The organism is Photobacterium sp. SP02 (genome assembly GCF_038519165.1).
Taxonomy (GTDB): domain Bacteria; phylum Pseudomonadota; class Gammaproteobacteria; order Enterobacterales; family Vibrionaceae; genus Photobacterium; species Photobacterium halotolerans.
Genome location: NZ_JASJOJ010000030.1, coordinates 1 through 20,317, shown reverse-complemented (window position 1 = coordinate 20,317; position 20,317 = coordinate 1). Strand labels below are relative to the sequence as shown.

Genomic DNA, 20,317 nt, shown 5'->3' with positions numbered 1-20,317 from the left:
CGGCAAGCATAAAAAATCTGCAAAATAAAAAAATCATATATAGTTAAATTAGTTCAATGACGTTTTTGCCTGCTGTAATTGCAACTTAGTTGGACGCTTCTGAACCTTGGAAAAGGTATGTGAGACACGGACTTATACGCAGGATGGATGCTGATATGACAAGAAGTGGTCACCTATTGAAGTTAACCTGTTTGACGGCAGCCGCCATGGTGCTAGTGACTGGCTGTACGTCAAATTCGTTGCCCTCTTTACCTAAGGCTACCCCTCAGCCTTCTTTGACAAAAAACATCAATCAATACAAGTACCTGATAGGCCCAGGAGATACCCTCAACATTTTTGTCTGGGGGAACCCTGAAATATCCGGTGCCTATATTGTCCGTCCGGACGGCATGTTAACAACATCTCTGGTGGACGATATTCCTGCATCGGGGCGTACGCCGACTGAGCTGGCTGGCAGTATTGAAGCCCGTTTGGCGGAATACGTCCGGGATCCCATTGTTAGTGTGATCGTACAAGGGTTTGTCGGGCCTTACAGCGAACAGGTGCGGGTGATTGGGGAAGCTCAACAACCTATGGCCATTAACTATCGGGAAAACATGACGTTACTCGATGTAATGGTGGCCGTTGGTGGATTAACGGATTTCGCAGACGGCAATGATGCTCGCTTGATCCGCGTGGTGAATGGCCAGCAAATGGCCTATGGGCTGAATCTGGGAAATCTGCTGCGTGATGGCGAGATTGGGGACAACGTCGACATACTGCCTGGTGACATCATTATTATTCCGGAAGCCTGGTTCTAATTGGAGGTTACATGCAGGAACAATTTCAGAACCTGATTGAGTATCTGCACAGTGTGTGGCTACGCCGCAAGTGGATCATCATAGCCACCTGGGTAATCTGCCCCCTTGGATGGGCCGTGGTCACAATCTGGCCAAACCAATACACAGTTGAAGCCAGAGTGTACGCGGACACACGGTCGATATTGCAACCTTTGCTGAAAGGCCTGGCTATTCCGAATGATTCGAATCAGGAATTGAGCCTGATGGTGAAAACCCTGCTGAGCCGGCAGAACCTGGAAACCATTGCCCGCTATACCGATGCAGATCTCAAAGCCACCACCAATGAGGAATATGAAGATATTCTGGCTGAATTGAAAGAAAACATAGAGATCAAGTCCGCTGGCAGAGAAAACCTGTTCAGTATCAGCTACAGCGGCACCGATCCGGTTTATGTCAAAAACGTCGTTCAGTCGGCATTGGATGTGTTTGTTGAAAACACCTTGGGTAAAAACCGGCAGGATACGGATAAAGCCAGCGAGTTCATTGCGCGTCAGCTATCCGATTATGAAAAGCGGCTGGCTGATGCAGAGTTAAAGCTGGCTGATTTCAAGCGCGAACATGCCGGTTACTTACCCAGTTCTGAAATGGGGTTCAGAGGCCAGCTGGATGCAGTGAATGGCGATATCGAGGACACTCAGCTTGAGCTGCAGGAAAGCCGGACGCAACTGGAAACGGCCAAACGTAAGCTGAACGAGGAAATGGCACTGGCAGCCAAAAATCAGGGTGCACAGCGCACTGAATACGATGACAGACTGGATGCCCTTCAGGTCAGGCTGGACAGCCTGTTATTCCGCTTTACCGACAAACATCCGGATGTGAAAGAAACCAAGCGTCAGATCGCTGAACTGGAACGGCAAAAGCGCGAATGGCTGGCGTTGTCGACCGATGATGGCAACAGTGATTTCAGAAGCACTGAGTTTTTTCAGAATCTGAAATTGCTGATCAGTCAGTTAGAGAACGAAGTCGCCTCGTTGCAGGTTCGCGAAAAAGCACAAACGGATAAAGCATTGTTCCTGGAAGACAAACTGGTGCGGATGCCAGATGTAGAGGCGCAACTCACAGGGTTAACCCGGAGTTACGACATCACCAAAAACAAATATGAAGAGTTGCTATCCCGTCGCGAATCCGCGCTGATATCCCAGAAAGTGGGCGCGGCCTCGGATGATATTACCTTCAGGGTTGTCGATCCGCCGCGAGCCCCACTGAAGCCATCCGGGCCAATCCGCCCATTGTTTTTAGTCCTGGTACTGATTGCAGGTTTGGGGGTGGGGGTTGCACTGGCTTTCCTGACCAGCCAGCTCTATCCGGTTGCCACCTCTGCCAACCAATTGTACCAACTGACAGGAATACCCGTGCTGGGCGGCGTTTCACCGACAGAGCAGTCCGGCCTTGCCGCTGTTGCACGTAAAGAAAAATGGCGTTTTGTCTGGGTGAGTACCGCACTTGTCGTGTGTTTCCTGGGTTTCATGGCGTTGAATGTCGTGACTTCAATTCATACGCTAATCATGCAGGAGATGGGTTGGATATGAGTATTATTCAAAAGGCGATGGAGAAAAAGTCGGCCAGTCTGAGCAAAAAAACGGTGAAGTCGTCATCAGACAATGACCTGCCTCCGAGCTCAGAGTTGCTGTCGGGTCAGTCACTGATTCAGGATTTAGTTCATGAAACCGACTCTGCCAACATTCAGAGCCTGAGCCTGAGCCAGAACATTGAACAGGATGCCTTTTTTAAACCCGTTCATCAGCCTGTGATGTCAGACGGATTTCCGCAAGCCTGGCGCCGGCCGGCAACCATAGAGATAGATAGCGAACGGCTCAGAGACTTAGGCATGGTTTCGCATACGGATAAACAGGTCAATTCAGGCATCACCAATGAGTTCAGGGCCATAAAACAGAAATTGTTCCACACGGCTTTCGGTAGCGGGGCTCAGTTCCAGCAAAGAGCCAATCTGTTGATGGTGACCAGTGCCTCGCCGCGGGAAGGCAAAACATTTACGGCAGTGAATCTGGCGCTCAGCATGGCATCCGAGAAAGACAAGACGGTGTTACTGGTTGATGCGAATGTACTGAAACCAGGGGTCAGTGACATGCTGGGCATACAGGCACAGGCCGGGCTGATTGATTTCTTGCAAGGGAACGTCACTCACTTGTCGGAGATTATTTACCCCACATCTATTCCCAATCTGCGCCTGATTCCTGCCGGTAAGCCTCACCATCTGAGCAATGAGTTACTGGCCAGTAACAAGATGGAAAAACTGATGAATGAACTGGCACATCGGTATCCGGATCGCATGGTGATATTTGATTGCCCGCCATTGCTTGGCATAGTCGAAACCATGACCTTGTCTAAGTTACTGGGACAGGCACTGGTGGTGGTGGAGCAGGACAGATCAAGGTTGGACGATGTAGAAGTCGCGGTGTCTCAACTGAATAAGGATATGGCAATCGGATTTGTAATGAACAAAGCCGTGCGCAATGTATTTGGTCAATACAGACATGGACATGAGTATGGCGCTACAGAGGATCAATCCTAGTTTATATTTGCTGGGAAGCCTTTCACTGTTAGGGCAACCCAGTCAGGCGGCGGATGTGAAGTTAACGCCATACGCAGCAACAGAATTAACCTTTACCGACAACGTAGACAGAACCGCCAGCGATACGCAAAGCAGTTTTATTACTGAGCTGGAAGCCGGTATCGAAGGCACCATAGAAGGTAACCGGGGATTAATCAGCCTGGATTACGCGCTGGGGTATCTGTATTACACCGAGGGCGAACAAAGCGATGAACTGTATCAGGATTTAGATTTTATTGCCTACAAAGGTCTGGGGCGCAGTGGGTTTCAGGTGGATGCCAGCGCGTCTATCGATAACATCGCCAGCGACATTGCAACCGATGCAAATGCCGATGTGATCAGCGGGGACACGATACAGAGCAATGAAGCCGAAGTGGGCCTGAGCTATCAAACCAACCCGTTGAGCAGCATGGACTTGCGCTCCAGAGTCTATACCAACGTTATCAATAACGAGGACGACATAGGTAATTACACGGGCTGGGGCGGAAATATTATTTACGCCAATGGCCGTTCAGTACGGGATGCATTCTGGCGGCTGGGGGCTTTTTATGACTACCGTAAAGGCCGCGACGATGGCATTTCCACCGAATTTACCCGGCTGAATGAAATCATAGGGCTGCAGACCATCAGCGGATTTTCGCCATTCATGCGGCTGAATTATGAGAATTACGAGGGTGTGACGGATTCCTCCGAGAATGAAATCTTCAACTGGGGTGGGGGTGTCCGCTATTTTATAGACCGCTATTCTTACGGGGAAGTGAGCTACAACTTCTCAGAAGATGATGTGAACAGTGATTTTTGGGCCGGTGCGATCAACCTTAACCCAACAGACAAAACGCGCTTTTATTTTGAATACGACAAGCGAATCAAAGGGGACAGTTACGCCGCTGAAATCCGAAATCGCACACGGCGCTGGACCAATACCCTGACTTACACGGAATCACCAGACAGCTATGAAAGGGACAGGTTTGTCGAGGGCGGACGTATTGATGAAATCTATCTGAGAAAAGAAGCGCGCTGGCTGTCTGAACTGACGCTTCGTCGCACACTGTACAGTTTTTCTCTCTACCAGATAGACAGGGAAACGCTGGAGTCGTTGTCTGATCTGACAGACGACAACTCCCGGGGTGTCGAGCTGGATGTGGATCACCAGCTGTCCCGTGTGTTATCCGGCCATATTGGTTATGCCTATGAGCGTTATGACTTTACGTATATTTCAACCGGTGATGAAAGTGATGATTATCATTCGTTCAGCCTGGACACGACGTATTTTTTCCGACCTGAGTTGATCGCTCAGACAGGGGTGGAATATTACACGCGTTCATCGTCGGACTCGGTAAATGATTACGATGAAACCCGGATTTTCATCGATGTAAGGGTGGAGTTTTAACTATGTATGAAGCGCATTTTGGATTTACGGATAAACCGTTTAAGTTAAGTCCTGACCCACGCTTTTTCTTCGCAAGTCCTCATCATGAGAAAGCGCTGTCCTATCTGCAATACGGGCTGTCTTTAGAAGAAGGCTTCATTGTGGTCTCAGGCCCGATAGGCACAGGGAAAACCATTCTTGTTCATCGGTTAATGTCCAGTCTGGATGAATCGGTTACTGCGGTCCAAATTGCCACCACCCGGCTTTCACCAGACGAGCTGGTGAAATTGGTTGCTGCTAAATTCAACATTCCCACCGAAGGGCTGAGTAAAGCCGACATACTGAAGCGGTTTGAACAACATCTTTATGGAATGAGACAACAAGGCCGACGCGCCGTGTTGCTGGTCGATGAGGCGCAGAACCTGCCCCCGGAAACAATCGAAGAGCTGAGAATGCTGTCTAATTTTCAGTTCAATGACAAGCCGTTACTGCAAAGCTTTCTGTTAGGCCAGGAGGAGCTGAAAGGTATTATCCGTCTGCCTGAAATGGAACAGTTACGGCAACGTATTATCGCCTCCTGCCATTTACAGCCACTCACGCCCGATCAGGTGAAAAGCTACATGCTGCACCGCTTACAGTGCGTCAATTGGCGGGGAAATCCAACCCTGAGTGACGGCGTGTTTGAAGCCATTACCCGATACACCAAAGGCGTACCGCGAAAAATCAATATTCTTGCCGACAGGATTTTTCTTTATGCCTGCATGGAAGGCCTGACGGCCATCAATACCATCAATGTTGAACATGTCATCGCTGAGATGAGCGAAGAACTCCCCGGAGAAGCACCAAGAAGCAAAACATCAGCCAATTTGGACGGTGATCATCCGCCCATTCAGCCCGACCCGTCACGCGGGTATTCCGCGCCTTATAAAAATCATTTTGATGCAGACAGACAGTCTGAAACCACCCACGCCTTTCAGGCGCTGAATGATATTGAGAAAGTGCTGGATAATGTGATTGAACGTAAGATAGCCACCATCCGCAAGCTGGATCAGCTGTTGATCAACAAGCGGAAAATGCTGTTACAGTCGGGCGAAGAGGGCATTGATGACGAGCTGATCCTGAATGAGGATTATCCGCCGGGGCTGAGGGAGAAGTATTGGGTGAGGAAGTTGATGGAGTCTTCTGACTAGGGGGATTTCATTCAGCGGGTGTCATTTTTGTGGCTGGGGAATCTGGTGCAGCGGAGGTATGTCGCGCATTTAGTTTCGTGACTCATTTGACATGGGTTGATACGCGCCAGGTACTCTTTTGAGGCAAAAAGAGTACCCAGAAATGCCTTGCTGTTCTTTGGTGTGGTCCGGGGCGGTTGTAGGCGCTCCCGGCGCCGACAACCTAAAAATTCGTCCTGAATTTTTCCCTGGGTCGTGCCTTACAGCATATCTGCTCACGCTAATCGCTAGTGTCATTTGTGGTTTGGTGGGTATGTCGCGCATTGGGTTTTGTGGCTTATTTGACATTGGTTGATGCGCGCCAGGTACTCTTTTGAGGCAAAAAGAGTACCCAGAAATGCCTTGTTGTTCTTTGGTGTGGTCCGGGGCGGTTGTAGGCGCTCCCGGCGCCGACAACCTAAAAATTCGTCCTGAATTTTTCCTTGGGGGAGAGGATTTCTGGGATCTTGTGGTTGTTGTTGTACAGTGTGTTTTCAGCCAGACATTCATTATTCACTTCTGTCATTGCCGCGCAGGCGGCAATCCATACAACAAGTGCAGTTTCTGTAGCTGGGTGGGTATGCTGAGGCTTGTTTGTGCTGGGTCAGTGACCGATGTCGCTTTTCTTACAAGCTTATGCGTCGCTGATTTTTGGGGTCAGTCATAAAATATAAGAAAAGTACAGAATATCAGTTGGTTAGCAGAAACAGATCGAGTACGATACACGACATGGTGTCGTATATCTAACTGATGGGTTTATCTGGTATGTATATTTAATTATATAAAATCAATTGGCTAGATTGGTTGTCTGAAATGGTTACATGACAGTGTTATGCGACATGATGTCGTTGAATAAAATTTTATATTTCTTAAGCAAGCTTACAGGGAATCCAATGAACTCAAAAGATATTCAAAAAATCCTCAATGATCCTGCCAAACTAGAGGAGTTTGCGGAGTTGAATAATCTGGCAACTATGGCGGCTAAAGAAATACTTCAGCGATTACTTGAAAAACCGGAAGTTTCTGAGGAAGCTAATAAATATATCTGGTCGAACGATAGCAGCGCAGACTTAAAAGGTTATGCGGCTGGCGAAGAAAAAGGATACAAGAGAGGCCACGAAGCAGGTTTTGTTAAAGGCGCATTTCTTGGAGTTTTGGCTGTCGGCTCAGCAGTCGCTGCATATGTTTTTAGCAAGAAATAAATATAACAATCCGCTCAAACACGTTACGGCCACAAAAAGCGTGGCCTCCACTGGACTCGCTAACGCTCGCCGTTTAGCGGGGCGTTAAATTTCTAAACGACTTCAGCATGACGAGTAAATGGAGTAAAAATTGCCTACTTTGGAAAATATGATGATTCCACCCCCAAACGGCTGGGAAGAATTTGAGAGTATTGTAAAAAGTGCCTTGGAGTTAAGGTGGAGAACAAGTGATCTGACAATGCATGGGCGGCAGGGACAAAAGCAAAATGGCGTCGATATTTACGGAAGGGATGACCTTGCCCGTTTGGTTGGAATTCAATGTAAATTGACTACAAACCCAATAAACGAGTCGTTAATAAATACAGAGGTTTCAAATGCAGAGGGCTTTCAGCCAGCTATTTCCACTTTATTTATAGCTACAACATCTCCTTCAGATGTAAAGCTGCAACAATATGTTCGGGCATTGTCAATGGACAGAGCACAGAAAGGAAAATTCTCTGTTGGCATACTTTTCTGGACGGATATCTTACAGGACCTCACAAAAGACATAAATGCCGTTACGCGCCATTACCCTCAGATGTTTCCAGCATCAGGACACTCTCAGCCTGCTCCTTTAGATTTAAGGCAGAGAGATATCGATAATCTAAGATGTCTCTTAGAGTATATTGATGTAGAGAGTATTCCTTATGCGATCGAGATGGCTCCAAAATCAGTAGATGCTGATTTTCTTTGCGAATCTGATACCTTCAATTCAATAAGGGCAAATCCGTCTTTTTACATACACGATGAAACATTGAGTTTAAAGCTTCATTCGTGGCTTGACAAGTGGTATGAAATTATTTGTGCAGGCCGTTTTATCTATGATTACCAATGGAATACAAACCGTCTCATTTTTCCTATGCCAATGGATTTTTGTAGGAATCAGGAAGAGAATGATCTCTATGAACATTTGGTTGTACTGTACCGGGAGTTCCGAACCATTTTCCAAGACTTTACAAACTTTATTCACCAAAATTATCCAGAGATAAATTTCAAAGAAACTAGCGTCAAAGCAAGGCAGTGGAATGCTCAGTTTCGAGTAAAAGAAATTTAACAAGTCAATCCAGCCAACCGCCTGCGACGGCTGATTGGGGCGTTAGGTCTTATAGTGGATAAGGCTCACATTTACGTAAGGAGAGAAAAATGAATAAAACTAAGTTGGAGTTAATAGCAATCGCCGGAGCTGGAGCAAGCTTGATATTAGATTCCTCGAAATTTACCAAGCTTGAATTAGTTGCTATTGCTAAAGCAATTACGGAGCGCTGTAGTCTTACATTAGAAAATTGCCAGTCTAAAACAAAGCTTGAGTTAATTGCTATAGCTCAAGCAGCACCAGAAAAAGTAACTTTTCAATAATCTCAATTAATGTGGAGATTCCTAATGGCTCAATTCAGAGTTGAAACAGTATATGACGAAACTTCCAATCGGTACTTCATTGAGCTCTACCAAAAGGACGGTGATTTACCTATTGTGGTAGGGAAACCAATTTATTTTAGTCATGAACATGCAATGGCTGATGCGGTAGAAATGCTTAAAAAAGCCATGCCCTCACAGCCGATAACTGCATGGCGTGAACAATAGACCTAACAATCCAAGGCAGTAGGGCATATTTTGCATCGCTGCGCTCAAAACGCAAAATATGCCTCTGCTTGAGGCGTTAAATGCCCAAGGAAGTTCGTGGATATTCTAAATGATCGAGAAATTTCAATTGCGTTATGGCTTCTGGCAATTTCGATTTACATTTTTTCTTCCTCGAAAATGGCAGAGGTCAGAAATGCCTTCAAAGGTTTCCTAGCATCTTTATTTGTTACAAAAATAATGACTGTCCTTTGTTTAATGATTGCTTACATGGCGATTGTCATTTACTGGCTTTCTGAGTTGGAACTATGGGGTTTTGAACAGCTAAAAAATACTATTTTTTGGTGCGTTTCTGTTGGTTTAATATCGTTATTTAATCTTGAAAAAATCAAAAAAGATAATAATTTTTTCAAGCACTCAGTTTTAGGTAACTTGAAACTACTAGCGATTCTTCAATTTGTCGTTGGTGTATATACTTTCTCTGTTTTGGTCGAGGTACTGCTAGTTCCGGTTTTAGCATTATTGGGAGCTGTGCTGGCTATTGCTGAAACGGACAAAAAACATCATCAGGTAAAGGTTTTTCTAGAGTATTGCCTGTCTTTTTTCGGGGTAGTCTTAATCGTTTACACTTTGTACATGTTAATAACCGATTTTGGTGAGTTTGGGAAAGAAAAAACTGCATACGACTTCTTTGTTCCACCATTGTTGACTCTCTGTTACTTACCATTTTTTTTCTTTATGTTGGTTTATTCAACATATGAGCAGGTCTTTGTTCGTCTAAGGTTTTCAATAAAGAGCCGGTTCCATAGATATGCGGCTAAACTCTATGCATTTATATTGTTTAATTTTCGGCTCAGTCTGCTTGAACGGTGGTCATTTCAAGTTGCCAAAGTAAACATAGAATCACACTCGGATCTGGTTGATACCTTTAAATATATATTTAAAGTGAGACATTCTGAGAAAAATCCAAAGGAAGTACCAAAAGAGCAAGGTTGGAGCCCCTACGAAGCCAAAGAATTTCTCGTAAACGAAGGGTTGAGCACTGGATTCTATAATAGATATTTCGAAGAAGAATGGTTTGCATCGTCCCCAATGAAGGAATTTAGCGATGGTATTATCCCTGATAATATCGCTTATTATGTTGAAGGTTCTGAAGACGTTGCAAAAGGACTGAAGCTTAAAGTGAACGTGAATGATGCTTCCAGAACCCATCATGCCTGTGAAAAGTTAGAAGCTATGGCAGAAGCCTTGAGTATCTCTAGTTTAAACCTACCTTTATCCGATGAGATGAAAAGTGCTATTTCAGGTTGCAATTCATATTCTGAGAAAGTTGAGGGTAAAACAATCGCCTTGGTTGTAGAGCATTGGCCAAATCATAAGTTTAATGGGTTTGATCTCAAACTCCTGATATCAAGCATTTAACAAAGCGCTGCTGTTGGACAAATTTTCCGCTGCGCTCCAAATTTGCCGCAGAGCGCGGCTACATGGACTCCTCCGGTTGTCAACAACAGCGTCAGGTAATGCAAGGTTTGGGACTGCCGCTCTACATTCGGTCTGTTAACTGGCATTCATGCCATGACCCTGATGACATGACGCGGTTGCGGTTCCTCATTCGGTAGACTGCATCGAAAGTGCCCGACGCGCTATCAGGTTTTCCTGCAAAAGGTCTGAACCTTACACCATCAGTGGCTATTGCAATGACCCAGTGAAGCAAGTGACTTCGTTGAAAAAATGTTCCGTTTTAAATCGTTTGGTACTCAGTATCATTTCTCAGCAGCGACCAAGTGATCCGAGCATTCTTTGCCGCCAGTGCGACAATCGCCCGTTTAAAGCCACGGCGTTCGACCAGACTTTTGCACCACAAGCTGAGTCGGTCAGTTTTATCGCCGAGACTGGCGATCACAGCACGTGCACCATGAACAAAGAGTGTCCGCAGATATCGGTCGCCTTTTTTGGTAATTCACCCAAGCCTTGGCTTACCACCAGTTGAATACTGGCTGGGAACCAACCCGAGCCAGGCGGCGAAATCCCGTCCTTTATCGAACTGTTCACCCCTGCCAATGCTGGCGATGACGGCTGTCGCTGTAATTGGCCCAATGCCTGCCACTTTCATAATTTTCTTGACTTGGCGGCTTCGGGAAACCAGCATATCGAAGCACTGTTCTTGATATGCAATCCATTGATTCAGGTTGAGTAAGTGTTCAAAACAATCAGAAATGATCGCTCTGGCAAGATCAGGTAGTTGATTATCTGCATCTTCAAGCGCATCAGGTATTGCGCGCTGGAGAGCATGGCGGCCGACAGGGGCGATGATGCCGAACTCGGCCAGCATGGCACGGATCTGATTCAGCAATGCCGTCCGTTCATGGACCCAACGATCACGCGCACGATGCAGGAGCAAAATCGCTTGCTGGTCGGCCGATTTGATCCGGACGAAGCGCGTTGAAGAACGGATGACAGTTGTGCAAATGGCAACGGCGTCATTGAGATCGTTTTTGGCACCCGTCCTGAAAGGTGCCACATATTTTGATGCCATGATCTTTGGCGTATGGCAGAGCTTAGTCAGTTCTCGGGCCCAGTAATGAGAGGCACCGCAAGCTTCCATCCCGATAATAGCGGGTGGGATATTGGCAAACGTCTCAAGGACTTTTGACCGCGTTATTGTTTTGTGGATCAACACCTTGCCTTGGTGATCTTCACCGTGGATACCAAAGCTATGTTTGGCTAAATCAATGCCATAGACAAATTGTGACATGGTGGTCTCCGGTAGTTACAGGATAAGACTTACCAAGTGTGGCAGAGCCTGATGAGGGGGAGTCCATGTCATTCGTTATACCACTACTAGTGGCGGAAATTTCTCTATGTATGATATCATGCACATAGTTTTCTTTAATTAATTCATCTGGTTATGCATTCGATTATAGTATTTGGTTTTCCAATGATATTGGTTGCTTTTGAGTGGTTACTCCGTTCAATTGCTAATATTGATACATTTGGGTTTGTGGGTCCTACATTGGCCGCAGCAGCAATTTCATTTGTTGTACCGCTGACTAAGCTTAAGGAGGAACTTCTAGAAGCGGATGGTAAAGAGTGGATCAAAGTATCAAAAAGAGATTCTAGGTTCGTTTATTTTGTATGGCTTATGCTTCTGATAGGCTTGCTTAGTTGGTTTTGGGTATGTACGTTGTCGATCAATTCAAGTGGACAGTCTATTGCTGATTTTCCAACCCATGTAGTGGTTGGATCTATAATGTATGTAGTAAGTATTGGGTTGTGCGCTATAAAGGAGGCTGTGTAATGAGTATTGAACTAGTGTCTATCGCTGTAGGCGCATTAGGTAGTATTGTGTCAGTCGTAACCTTTTACATTACGAAAAAAGCTTTCGCATCAAATGAAAATAGTGAGAAAACATACCTTGTGAAATCGAAAAACGGTGAAAGTAGAGAAGTGACATTAAGTAAATCTACGTCACAAAGTGATATATCGAAAATAATCGCAGAAAACATTGAGTATGAAAGGTTAGTTGAAAAATATCTGAATAGGGTAGATTCAGCAGAGGTTATAAGAAATAGCAAGCATGAGTTGGGGTACGATTTTTATTTGAAAACCCTCTCAGATAATTATTTTGTTGAGGCCAAAGCTAATTCTAAACCTTTAAGTAGACATGCAATTGAAAAGTTAATTAAGCATGCACGTCAGAATGAGTCAAAAGCAATTGTGATTTCAAAGTCAGGGTATGATAAATCTGTTAATCGTTGGCTGAAAGAAAATAATAATTCTAGCCAAGTCAAGTTATTCACTGCAAAAAATGCCACTGAAATAAGAAAGGCTCTCCATAAGTTATCGTAACGTCGGGTATAACAAGGCGCTTAAGTCTAATTCGTGAACGTGTGCCATTTTCGCTTCGCTCTATTTTGGCACACGTTCACTCACAGCTTAGCTTGGCTACATGGACTCCCCTGGTTGTCAACAACAGCGTCAGGTAATGCAAGGTTTGGGACAACCGCTCTGTATTCACTCTGTTTACTGGTTTTGTTGCTTTGACCTGATACCGACGCGGTTGCGGTTCCTCATTTGTTATAAATCACAAGGATTAAAATGAAAAATCTCGCAATAATATTGGCTTTTGTCTTGTTGGCTGGATGTTCCGTTGTAGCAAAAGACGAAAGTAGTCTGGTAACGGAAGCGAAGCCCGATTTACCTGAAACTAAAGTAGAGCAGCGTTTAATGATGCTCGGTAAGTGGTATGGGGATCTGCCGACCAAAGAAGGTGGACGTAAGCAATGGACAATCGAACGTTCGACAGACGGAACATACAGAATTGACTTTCTGATCACGAAGAACGATGGCACGACACAACAATCTTCGGAAGCCGGTCATTGGGGGGTTGCAGGAGATATCTACTTTTCTATGTATCGTGGGGCAATCGACAACGGTCAGTTTTACCCGTCTAACCCAAGCGATCCGTATAATTATGACGCGTACAATATCACAAGGTTAACAAAAGAAAGCTTTGAATATCAGAACATTGACTCTGGAAACAAGTACACAGTCAAGAAAGTTTCAACCAACTTTACACTAGACGATAGTGAGTGATAGCAAATAAGGATATGTGTCTCACAGCCGACGCTTTATCTGGCTATTCACAGAGCAGGGTAAAAATACATGGATGTATTTTTAGGTTGTCGGCGCTGGGAGCGCCTACAACCGACCCGAACAACACCAGAGAAACAAAGGCATTTCTGGTTACTGTTTGTGCCAGCAAAGAGTAACTGGCGCGCATCAACAGTGCTGAGAAAAACACAGAACTCAAGCGCGACAAACTTACTCAGCCTTAAAAATCGCACTCGTTGAATGGATTCCCGCTTTTCGGTCCCGGGATCGCCGACAACCAACCCGCAACAGATGATGTCCTTCAAATCGCTGCTGTAGATCAACCCCTCACCTTGGTGATCCTCGCCGTGGGTACTAAAGTTATGTTTGGTTAAATCAATGTCATAGACGAACTTTGACACCAAGCGAGGAAAATCGGATGACTAGCATTGATATTGGAATAAATGCTGAAGATAGACAGAAAATCGCGGAAGGCTTAAAACGCCTTTTGGCTGACTCATATACCTTGTATTTACAGACACATAATTTTCACTGGAATGTGACCGGACCTCAGTTCCGCGAATTACATCTGATGTTTGAAGAACATTACACCGAATTGGCAACGGCTGTAGATGATATCGCTGAGCGCATTCGAACTTTAGATGTACCTGCTCCGGGCACTTACAAAGAGTTTTCGAGACTCAGCTCAATCAAGGAAGTGGAAGGCGTGCCGAGTTCAGAAGAAATGGTGGACCTGTTAACAAAAGGTCATGAGCAGGTTGTGAAAACCTCACGAGAGGTCTTAAAGTTGGCGCAGTCTGCAGATGATGAATCAACGGCAGCGTTAGTCTCGGATCGCATGCGGATACATGAAAAAACATCATGGATGTTACGGGCCATCAGGAAGTAAGTGCATCCGGATCCTGTTCGGTAAATGGGTGCTCCACTGCGATAGCGTCAGGCTGCGCAGTATGGTTGACATCATGACCATGTCACGTATTACGCGTGTTTGGCTAAATCAACGCCATAGACATTGTGACATGGTGACCTCCGGCCAGAATGAAATCAGGCTGACTAAATTTGGCGAAGCCTGAAGGGGCAGCCATGTCATTTGTCAGGCGCGATGGGAGCAGGTAATGCTGACGGTAGTCGTTTTCAAGGCACTGGTCATTTGGGTTGGCATCCTGGCTCTGGCTGTTGCCAATGGCGTAATGCGCGAATCGGTACTTGTACCCAGGTTCGGCACGCCAGTCGCGCTCGTGCTTAGCGGTATGCTGCTCTCAGCTTTAATCATAGGCGTGGCGTACTTTTCCCTGCCATGGTTGCATGTTCGTCGGCCATTCGAACTCTATACTGTCGGGGCGGTCTGGCTTGTTCTTACACTCGCTTTTGAGTTTTCGTTCGGGCTTTGGCAAGGCAAATCGTTGTCCGAGTTGCTCGAGGCCTACACATTCAAGGGGGGCAACATCTGGCCTGTTGTTCTTGCAACAACGTTCTTTGCGCCATACATCGCTGCCTGGCTGCGAGGATGGGTGTAATGCGTCTAACCAGGCCCGTCACGGCGGCACCTGCTGGCTGGCGAAGTGTGGGGGGGAAAGCTGAGATAACTTTCGAGCATGTTATTTTTTGGATCAATATTTTGTCTTGCTGATTATTGTCATGGATACTGTATCTAAGTTTTGCTAAATCAATATGATAGACAGATGGTAATAGGGTCTCCGGTGTGTGTGGAATCACATATCAAATGCGGCTAAAGCTGAGAAAGACGAGTCCTTATCATTCATCTAAGTATTCGGAGGCATTTTGAGAGTAACCTTGTTGATTATATGTGCAGCTTTGTTGAGTGGCTGTATGGGTATGCCCGACTCAGTAAAACCTGTGTCGGGGTTTGAACTGAATAATTATCTGGGTAAATGGTATGAGGTGGCACGCCTTGACCATTCATTCGAAAGAGGGCTAAGTCAGGTCACGGCTGAGTACAGTATGCGAGAAGATGGTGGTGTTTCGGTACTCAATCGGGGTTATTCAGAAGCTGATAACGAATGGAAAGAGGCGGAAGGCAAAGCTTATTTTGTGAACAGCCCAACCGATGGTTATCTCAAAGTCTCATTTTTTGGTCCATTTTACGGTTCTTACGTTGTGTTTGAATTGGATCGTAAAAATTACAGTTATGCTTTTGTGTCTGGCCCTAATACTGACTATCTATGGTTACTTTCACGAACGCCAACAGTCGAACCGGCGGTGATGGAAAAATTCATTCAAATGTCGTCTGAGCGGGGATTTGATACAAATCGACTGATTTATGTTCAGCAGCAATAAATAACACAGGCACTTTAATATGGATTCGCAAAGCGTGATGCTTTGACTTTGCCACTGCTGGTGGCGTTATGCCTTCAGAGCAAAATGAAGATCAAAGCAACGAACCCGAAACGTAAAGATATCCGCAACTCAGGGTAAAAATTCAGGACGAATTTTTAGGTTGTCGGCGCCGGGAGCGCCTACAACCGGCCCGGACCACACCAGAGAACAAAAGGCATTTCTGGTGACTGTTTGTGCCAGCAAAGAGTCACTGGCGCGCATCAGATACAGCCAAGAGAATCATCAGACTCAAGCGCGACATACCATCAAACTCAGACATAGCAACGCGTAACCTAACCCGCAGTAATGACCGGGTAACGAATACGCCAAGGTCGGTTTTGTCTTACAGCAATCCTGAAACGCAAAGAGATCTGCAACCCAGGGAAAAATTCAGGACGAATTTTTAGGTTGTTGGCGCCGGGAGCGCCTACAACCGCCCCGGACCACACCAGAGAACAAAAAGGCATTTCTGGTTACTGTTTGTGCCAGCAAAGAGTAACTGGCGCGCGTCAGACAATGATGAGAGAATCACCGAACTCAAGCGCGACATACCACGAGACTCAGACATACCACGAAACTCAGGCACACCATCAAACCCAGACATCCTCTCAAAGCACAATGATACGATTACGCACCCCCATTCAAATCACCTTGCGATTTGATTGCACTCCTTAAATGAATCATAATTTGAGTCGATTAAGGTGTTTTATTGCATCATGGAGTGACAGATGTGGATATGGCAACAACCCGACTGGCCGAATTTTACGTGGGATAAAAGCCTCATTGAACCGCGTCTCAGAGAGGTTCGCCTGAACCAGGGGATCTTGCTGGGCAAGATGATGAGCCAGTCGCAAGACAGCACTCAAACTCTGCTCGACACGCTGTTAGCCAATATCCTTCACTCCAGCGCGATAGAAGGGGAGAAACTCAACGCATTATCTGTTCGCTCATCGTTAGCCAATAGGCTGGGGATTAATGAGGAAAGGCCATTTCCGACCACAGAGCAGACTGACGGATTCGCTGAAATCATGCTCGATGCCGTCGAGAATCCAGACGCTCCGCTTACGTTGGCGCGTATCTTACATTGGCACGACAGACTGTTTCCCGAAGGTTACACGATGTTCAACCCTGTGATTGGTGGCCGGCTAAGGGGAGAGGCGCCGATGCAGGTTGTTTCCGGCAGGATTGATCGCCCGGTGGTTCACTTTGAAGCGCCCGGCAGGCAAGTACTGGAAGGGGAGCTTGCTCAGTTTATTGAATGGTTCAATGTATCCAAAGCAGATCCTTCCCTTGATCCCTTATTAAGAGCCGCAATTACGCATCTATGGTTTGTCACGCTGCACCCGTTAGACGACGGGAATGGTCGTATCACCCGATTACTGACAGATTTAGCACTGGCTCAGGCGGAACAGCAGTCAGTGCGTTTTTATGCTATGTCTGTGGCAATTCTGGCTAATCGAAGCAGTTACTATGAAATATTAGAGCAAACCCAGAAAGGTGAACTGGATATTACCCCCTGGTTACAGTGGTTTTTCAATATCCTGGATGAAACCTTCTCACAGGTGCTCAAAGAAATCGATCAAACCATTTATAAGACGAATTTCTGGCGGGCGGTAGACCAGACAAAGCTGACTGCCGAGCAGGTTAAGGTACTTAACCGCATGCTGGATGGCGATTTTGAACAGGGAATCAGCGCAGGCCAGTACCATAAAGTGGCGAAAGTGAGTAAACCAACAGCCACCCGGCACTTAGCTGCATTGGTTGAACTAAAGTGTCTGGTGAAGTCAGAGTCAGGCGGACGAAGCACTCGCTACCACCTGCCATAAGAAGCATCGGTGGACCATACATAGTGCCAGCTCACTGTATGGATTCCCGCCTGTCGCGGAAATGACGGCTTGAGAATGTAGATTGGTGACACTATCCCAGGAAAAAATTCAGGACGAATTTTTAGGTTGTCGGCGCCGGGAGCGCCTACAACCGCCCCGGACCACAGCAAAGAACCCAAAGGCATTTCTGGTGACTATTTGTGCCAGCAAAGAGTCACTGGCGCGCGTCCGACAATGGCAAGTGAATCACCGGACTCAAGCGCGACATACCACCACACTCAGACACACCATCACACCCAGACATACGATCACACCGATTCACCCATTCTTCACCGTGTACTTATCCATCAGCGAGTACAGTGTTGGCCGCGTAATCCCCAGTATATTGGCGGTGTGAGACATATTCCCGTTACTGAGTGACAGCGCTTTCGCTATCGCCTGCTTCTCAGCGGTTTCTCTGACCTGGCGTAAATTTAACGCCATGGGCTCGGGGCCGTCTTCGATAGGTTGAAGCGCCAAATCGAGCGAGCTGATGAATTTGTTGTCCGACATGATCACCGCCGATTTCACCTTGTTTTGCAGCTCACGGATATTACCGGGCCAGCTGTGCTGCAGCATTGCGCGTATGGCATCGTCGGTGAAACCGCTGATTTTTCGCGGTGACTGCTGATTGGCCTGCTGTAAAAAATAGCGGGCCAGGATGAGAATGTCCTGGTCACGATCGCGCAGGGGCGGGTTCTGAATGGTAATTTCACTGATACGGTAGAACAGATCTTCCCGAAACGTTTTATCTGTCATCATTTGTTCGAGGTTTTGATGGGTAGCGCAGATGATTTTGACATCCACCGGAATTTCATGGCGGCCACCGACACGTTCAATCACTTTTTCTTGCAGGAAGCGGAGTATTTTGGCTTGCAGCGGATAGGGCATGTCACCGATTTCATCGAGGAACAGCGTGCCGCCGTCGGCACATTCGATTTTGCCGGCCGTGGTTTTGTGCGCGCCGGTAAAGGCGCCTTTTTCAAATCCAAACAGTTCACTTTCAAGCAGATGTTCCGGAATAGAGGCGCAGTTAATGGCGATGAAAGGTTTATCCGCTCTTGGCCCTTTTGCATGAATGGCGCGGGCGATCACTTCTTTGCCCGTGCCGCTTTCACCCAGGATCAAAGTGGTGATTTCAGTAGGCGCGATGCGCTCTATCATCCGGCACACTTGCTGTATTTGCGGGCTGTTTCCGATGAACCCATTGGCTTCCAGCGAGGACTGGCGCAGATTGATGTTTTCCGATTCCAGCTTGGCCACCACAAATGCCCGGTCGATAATCACGGCCAGAATGTCATCATCTATTGGTTTGTGATAGAAATCGTGCGCGCCCAGTTCAATGGCTTTCAGTGCATTGGCTTTGTCATCATTGCCGGTAATGACGATGATTTTAGTGTAAGGCGCCAGTGCCAGAATTTCCTGCAATATGGCGAGCCCTTCTGATGCATTGGCTTCATCAGGCGGGAGTCCGAGGTCTAAGGTAATGACTTTGGGCTCGTAACGTCGCAACGCAGTAATGGCCGATTTTCGATCAGCGGCCATAACGACTTCGTACTGCGGGAAGCACCATTTCAGCTGTTTTTGAATACCCGGATCATCTTCAATGACAAGTAATGTATCCATATCGCTTTCCTTTCTGGCAAATTCTTTGTCCCGGAGGATTAGGCTGGCACACTGACAGGCAGGTGAATATACAGGGTCGTTCCTTTGTCCGGTTCCGATTCCACGTCTATATATCCGCCTAATTGCTCAATCAGGTTTTTTGCGTCATAGGCACCAATCCCCATGCCTGCGTTGCCTTTGGTGGTATCAAAGGGCTTGAATAATCTGTGCTCGATAAAATCGCTGCTCATGCCGCTGCCATTGTCAGAAATGGTGATCAGGTAGTAGTGATTTTTGCGTGTCGTCGACACATGCACATAACCGTTTTCACTGGTGGATTCCTGCGCGTTCTGAACCAGATGAGACAGCATATTGCTGAAGCGTTCTTTGTCCGTTTTGAGAGTAAATGGCAAGTCGGCCTGCTCAATAAATTGCGGTGGAGGCGTTCGGACGGCGCGGGTGTCGCAGACTTGTCGTATCAGATCTTCAATGTTGATCTCTTCTTCAGATTGACTTTCAACCCGCTTATTATTGAGCTGGTTCAGCACTTTCGTCAGCCGGTGAGCGGCCGAATCGACAGTATCAAAGGCATCGCTGATAAAGTCAGGGTTATCCCGGTGTTTTGTCGCATTTTTGCTGAGAAGTTGCAGTTGCGCTAACACGTTTTTCAGGTCATGTACCAGAAAGGCAGACATACGGTTAAAGGTATCGAATTGCTGGCTTTCAGCAAGTTTCTGATTGGTTTCAAAAACATTGAGATAGACAGAAAGCTGACGGCTGATCGCTTTCATTAAATCACGGTCTTCCCAGTTGACTTTTTCTGTCGACGTGGGCCTGGAAAGCAGGCACACGCCCAGGGTTCCGCTGCTGCTCGACAAAGGCACGATATAAGACAATTCTGCCACAGGGGAAAGTGCGCTTGCATCTAACCGGAAGGGGGCGGGCTCTTTGTCTTGCCGGGCGGCGTCTACATCAACAATCCACTGATGCTCAATAGCCGGTAGCGCGGCTGAGCTGAGTAAAATCTGAATATCCGGATGCTGGCTGTCAATATTGTGGCAGGCCCGCACTTTCATGTTCGGGCCTTGT

The 20,317-nt window shown here is 46.6% G+C and carries 19 protein-coding genes and 1 pseudogene; 17 read left to right on the top strand and 3 right to left on the bottom strand.

The genetic code is table 11. The annotated features are described in order from the left end of the window. Positions 1-155: 155 nt before the first annotated feature. From P0Y67_RS13740 to P0Y67_RS13695, 10 genes are all read left to right on the top strand, one after another. Entirely contained in the window at positions 156-800 is a 645-nt protein-coding gene (locus P0Y67_RS13740; protein ID WP_342392304.1) for an XrtA/PEP-CTERM system exopolysaccharide export protein, read from the top strand. Between the two features lie 11 nt (positions 801-811). Beyond that, complete coding sequence (locus P0Y67_RS13735) at positions 812-2,368, top strand: XrtA system polysaccharide chain length determinant (protein ID WP_342392303.1); 1,557 nt, start codon at positions 812-814, stop codon at positions 2,366-2,368. Continuing rightward, entirely contained in the window at positions 2,365-3,372 is a 1,008-nt protein-coding gene (locus P0Y67_RS13730) for an XrtA-associated tyrosine autokinase (protein WP_342392302.1), read from the top strand. The genes P0Y67_RS13735 and P0Y67_RS13730 overlap by 4 nt, the downstream gene beginning before the upstream one ends. A gap of 55 nt (positions 3,373-3,427) precedes the next feature. Next, complete coding sequence (locus tag P0Y67_RS13725; protein ID WP_342392301.1) at positions 3,428-4,801, top strand: TIGR03016 family PEP-CTERM system-associated outer membrane protein; 1,374 nt, start codon at positions 3,428-3,430, stop codon at positions 4,799-4,801. A gap of 2 nt (positions 4,802-4,803) precedes the next feature. After that, positions 4,804-5,970, top strand: coding sequence for an XrtA/PEP-CTERM system-associated ATPase (locus P0Y67_RS13720; RefSeq protein WP_342392300.1), 1,167 nt, complete (start codon positions 4,804-4,806; stop codon positions 5,968-5,970). Positions 5,971-6,881: 911 nt separating this feature from the next. Continuing rightward, complete coding sequence (locus P0Y67_RS13715; protein WP_342392299.1) at positions 6,882-7,190, top strand: hypothetical protein; 309 nt, start codon at positions 6,882-6,884, stop codon at positions 7,188-7,190. Positions 7,191-7,320: 130 nt separating this feature from the next. Beyond that, positions 7,321-8,283 carry a hypothetical protein gene (locus P0Y67_RS13710; RefSeq protein WP_342392298.1) on the top strand — a complete coding sequence of 321 codons (963 nt, stop codon included), beginning with the start codon at positions 7,321-7,323 and terminating at the stop codon, positions 8,281-8,283. A gap of 89 nt (positions 8,284-8,372) precedes the next feature. Beyond that, positions 8,373-8,585: a hypothetical protein gene (locus P0Y67_RS13705; protein WP_342392297.1), complete on the top strand. Its 213-nt coding sequence runs from the start codon at positions 8,373-8,375 to the stop codon at positions 8,583-8,585. A gap of 24 nt (positions 8,586-8,609) precedes the next feature. Beyond that, complete coding sequence (locus P0Y67_RS13700) at positions 8,610-8,810, top strand: hypothetical protein (protein WP_342392296.1); 201 nt, start codon at positions 8,610-8,612, stop codon at positions 8,808-8,810. Between the two features lie 96 nt (positions 8,811-8,906). Beyond that, positions 8,907-10,229: a hypothetical protein gene (locus P0Y67_RS13695; protein WP_342392295.1), complete on the top strand. Its 1,323-nt coding sequence runs from the start codon at positions 8,907-8,909 to the stop codon at positions 10,227-10,229. 319 nt (positions 10,230-10,548) lie between these two features. On the opposite strand, the pseudogene P0Y67_RS13690 reads toward P0Y67_RS13695, so the two are convergent. Further along, positions 10,549-11,562, bottom strand: a pseudogene (locus P0Y67_RS13690) (IS110 family transposase). Positions 11,563-11,715: 153 nt separating this feature from the next. On the opposite strand from P0Y67_RS13690, the gene P0Y67_RS13685 reads away from it, so the two are divergent. The 7 genes from P0Y67_RS13685 to P0Y67_RS13655 all read left to right on the top strand — a co-directional run bounded on the left by P0Y67_RS13685 (position 11,716) and on the right by P0Y67_RS13655 (position 17,584). Next, a complete protein-coding gene (locus P0Y67_RS13685) occupies positions 11,716-12,105 on the top strand; it encodes a hypothetical protein (protein WP_342392294.1) in 390 nt (129 codons plus the stop codon). Beyond that, positions 12,105-12,656 (top strand): restriction endonuclease, encoded by a 552-nt coding sequence (locus tag P0Y67_RS13680; protein WP_342392293.1) that lies wholly within the window; start codon positions 12,105-12,107, stop codon positions 12,654-12,656. Before P0Y67_RS13685 ends, P0Y67_RS13680 begins: the two co-directional genes overlap by 1 nt. Positions 12,657-12,905: 249 nt before the next feature. Beyond that, positions 12,906-13,403 (top strand): hypothetical protein, encoded by a 498-nt coding sequence (locus tag P0Y67_RS13675; RefSeq protein ID WP_342392292.1) that lies wholly within the window; start codon positions 12,906-12,908, stop codon positions 13,401-13,403. Between the two features lie 436 nt (positions 13,404-13,839). Beyond that, the gene (locus P0Y67_RS13670) at positions 13,840-14,310 is read left to right on the top strand and encodes a Dps family protein (RefSeq protein ID WP_342392291.1); all 471 of its coding nucleotides are present in this window, start codon (positions 13,840-13,842) and stop codon (positions 14,308-14,310) included. Positions 14,311-14,536: 226 nt separating this feature from the next. After that, positions 14,537-14,938, top strand: a complete 402-nt coding sequence (locus P0Y67_RS13665; protein WP_342392290.1) for a hypothetical protein — start codon at positions 14,537-14,539, stop codon at positions 14,936-14,938. A gap of 265 nt (positions 14,939-15,203) precedes the next feature. Beyond that, positions 15,204-15,719, top strand: coding sequence for a lipocalin family protein (locus P0Y67_RS13660; protein ID WP_342392289.1), 516 nt, complete (start codon positions 15,204-15,206; stop codon positions 15,717-15,719). Between the two features lie 767 nt (positions 15,720-16,486). After that, on the top strand, positions 16,487-17,584 hold the full coding sequence (locus P0Y67_RS13655) for a Fic family protein (RefSeq protein WP_342392288.1): 1,098 nt from the start codon (positions 16,487-16,489) through the stop codon (positions 17,582-17,584). A gap of 318 nt (positions 17,585-17,902) precedes the next feature. Here P0Y67_RS13655 and prsR read toward each other — a convergent pair whose 3' ends face one another. Together prsR and prsK are read right to left on the bottom strand one after the other, a co-directional pair. After that, positions 17,903-19,249: a PEP-CTERM-box response regulator transcription factor gene (gene prsR, locus P0Y67_RS13650; RefSeq protein WP_342392287.1), complete on the bottom strand. Its 1,347-nt coding sequence runs from the start codon at positions 19,247-19,249 to the stop codon at positions 17,903-17,905. Between the two features lie 38 nt (positions 19,250-19,287). Continuing rightward, a partial coding sequence (prsK, locus tag P0Y67_RS13645; RefSeq protein WP_342392286.1) for an XrtA/PEP-CTERM system histidine kinase PrsK occupies positions 19,288-20,317 on the bottom strand: 1,030 nt, incomplete at its 5' end.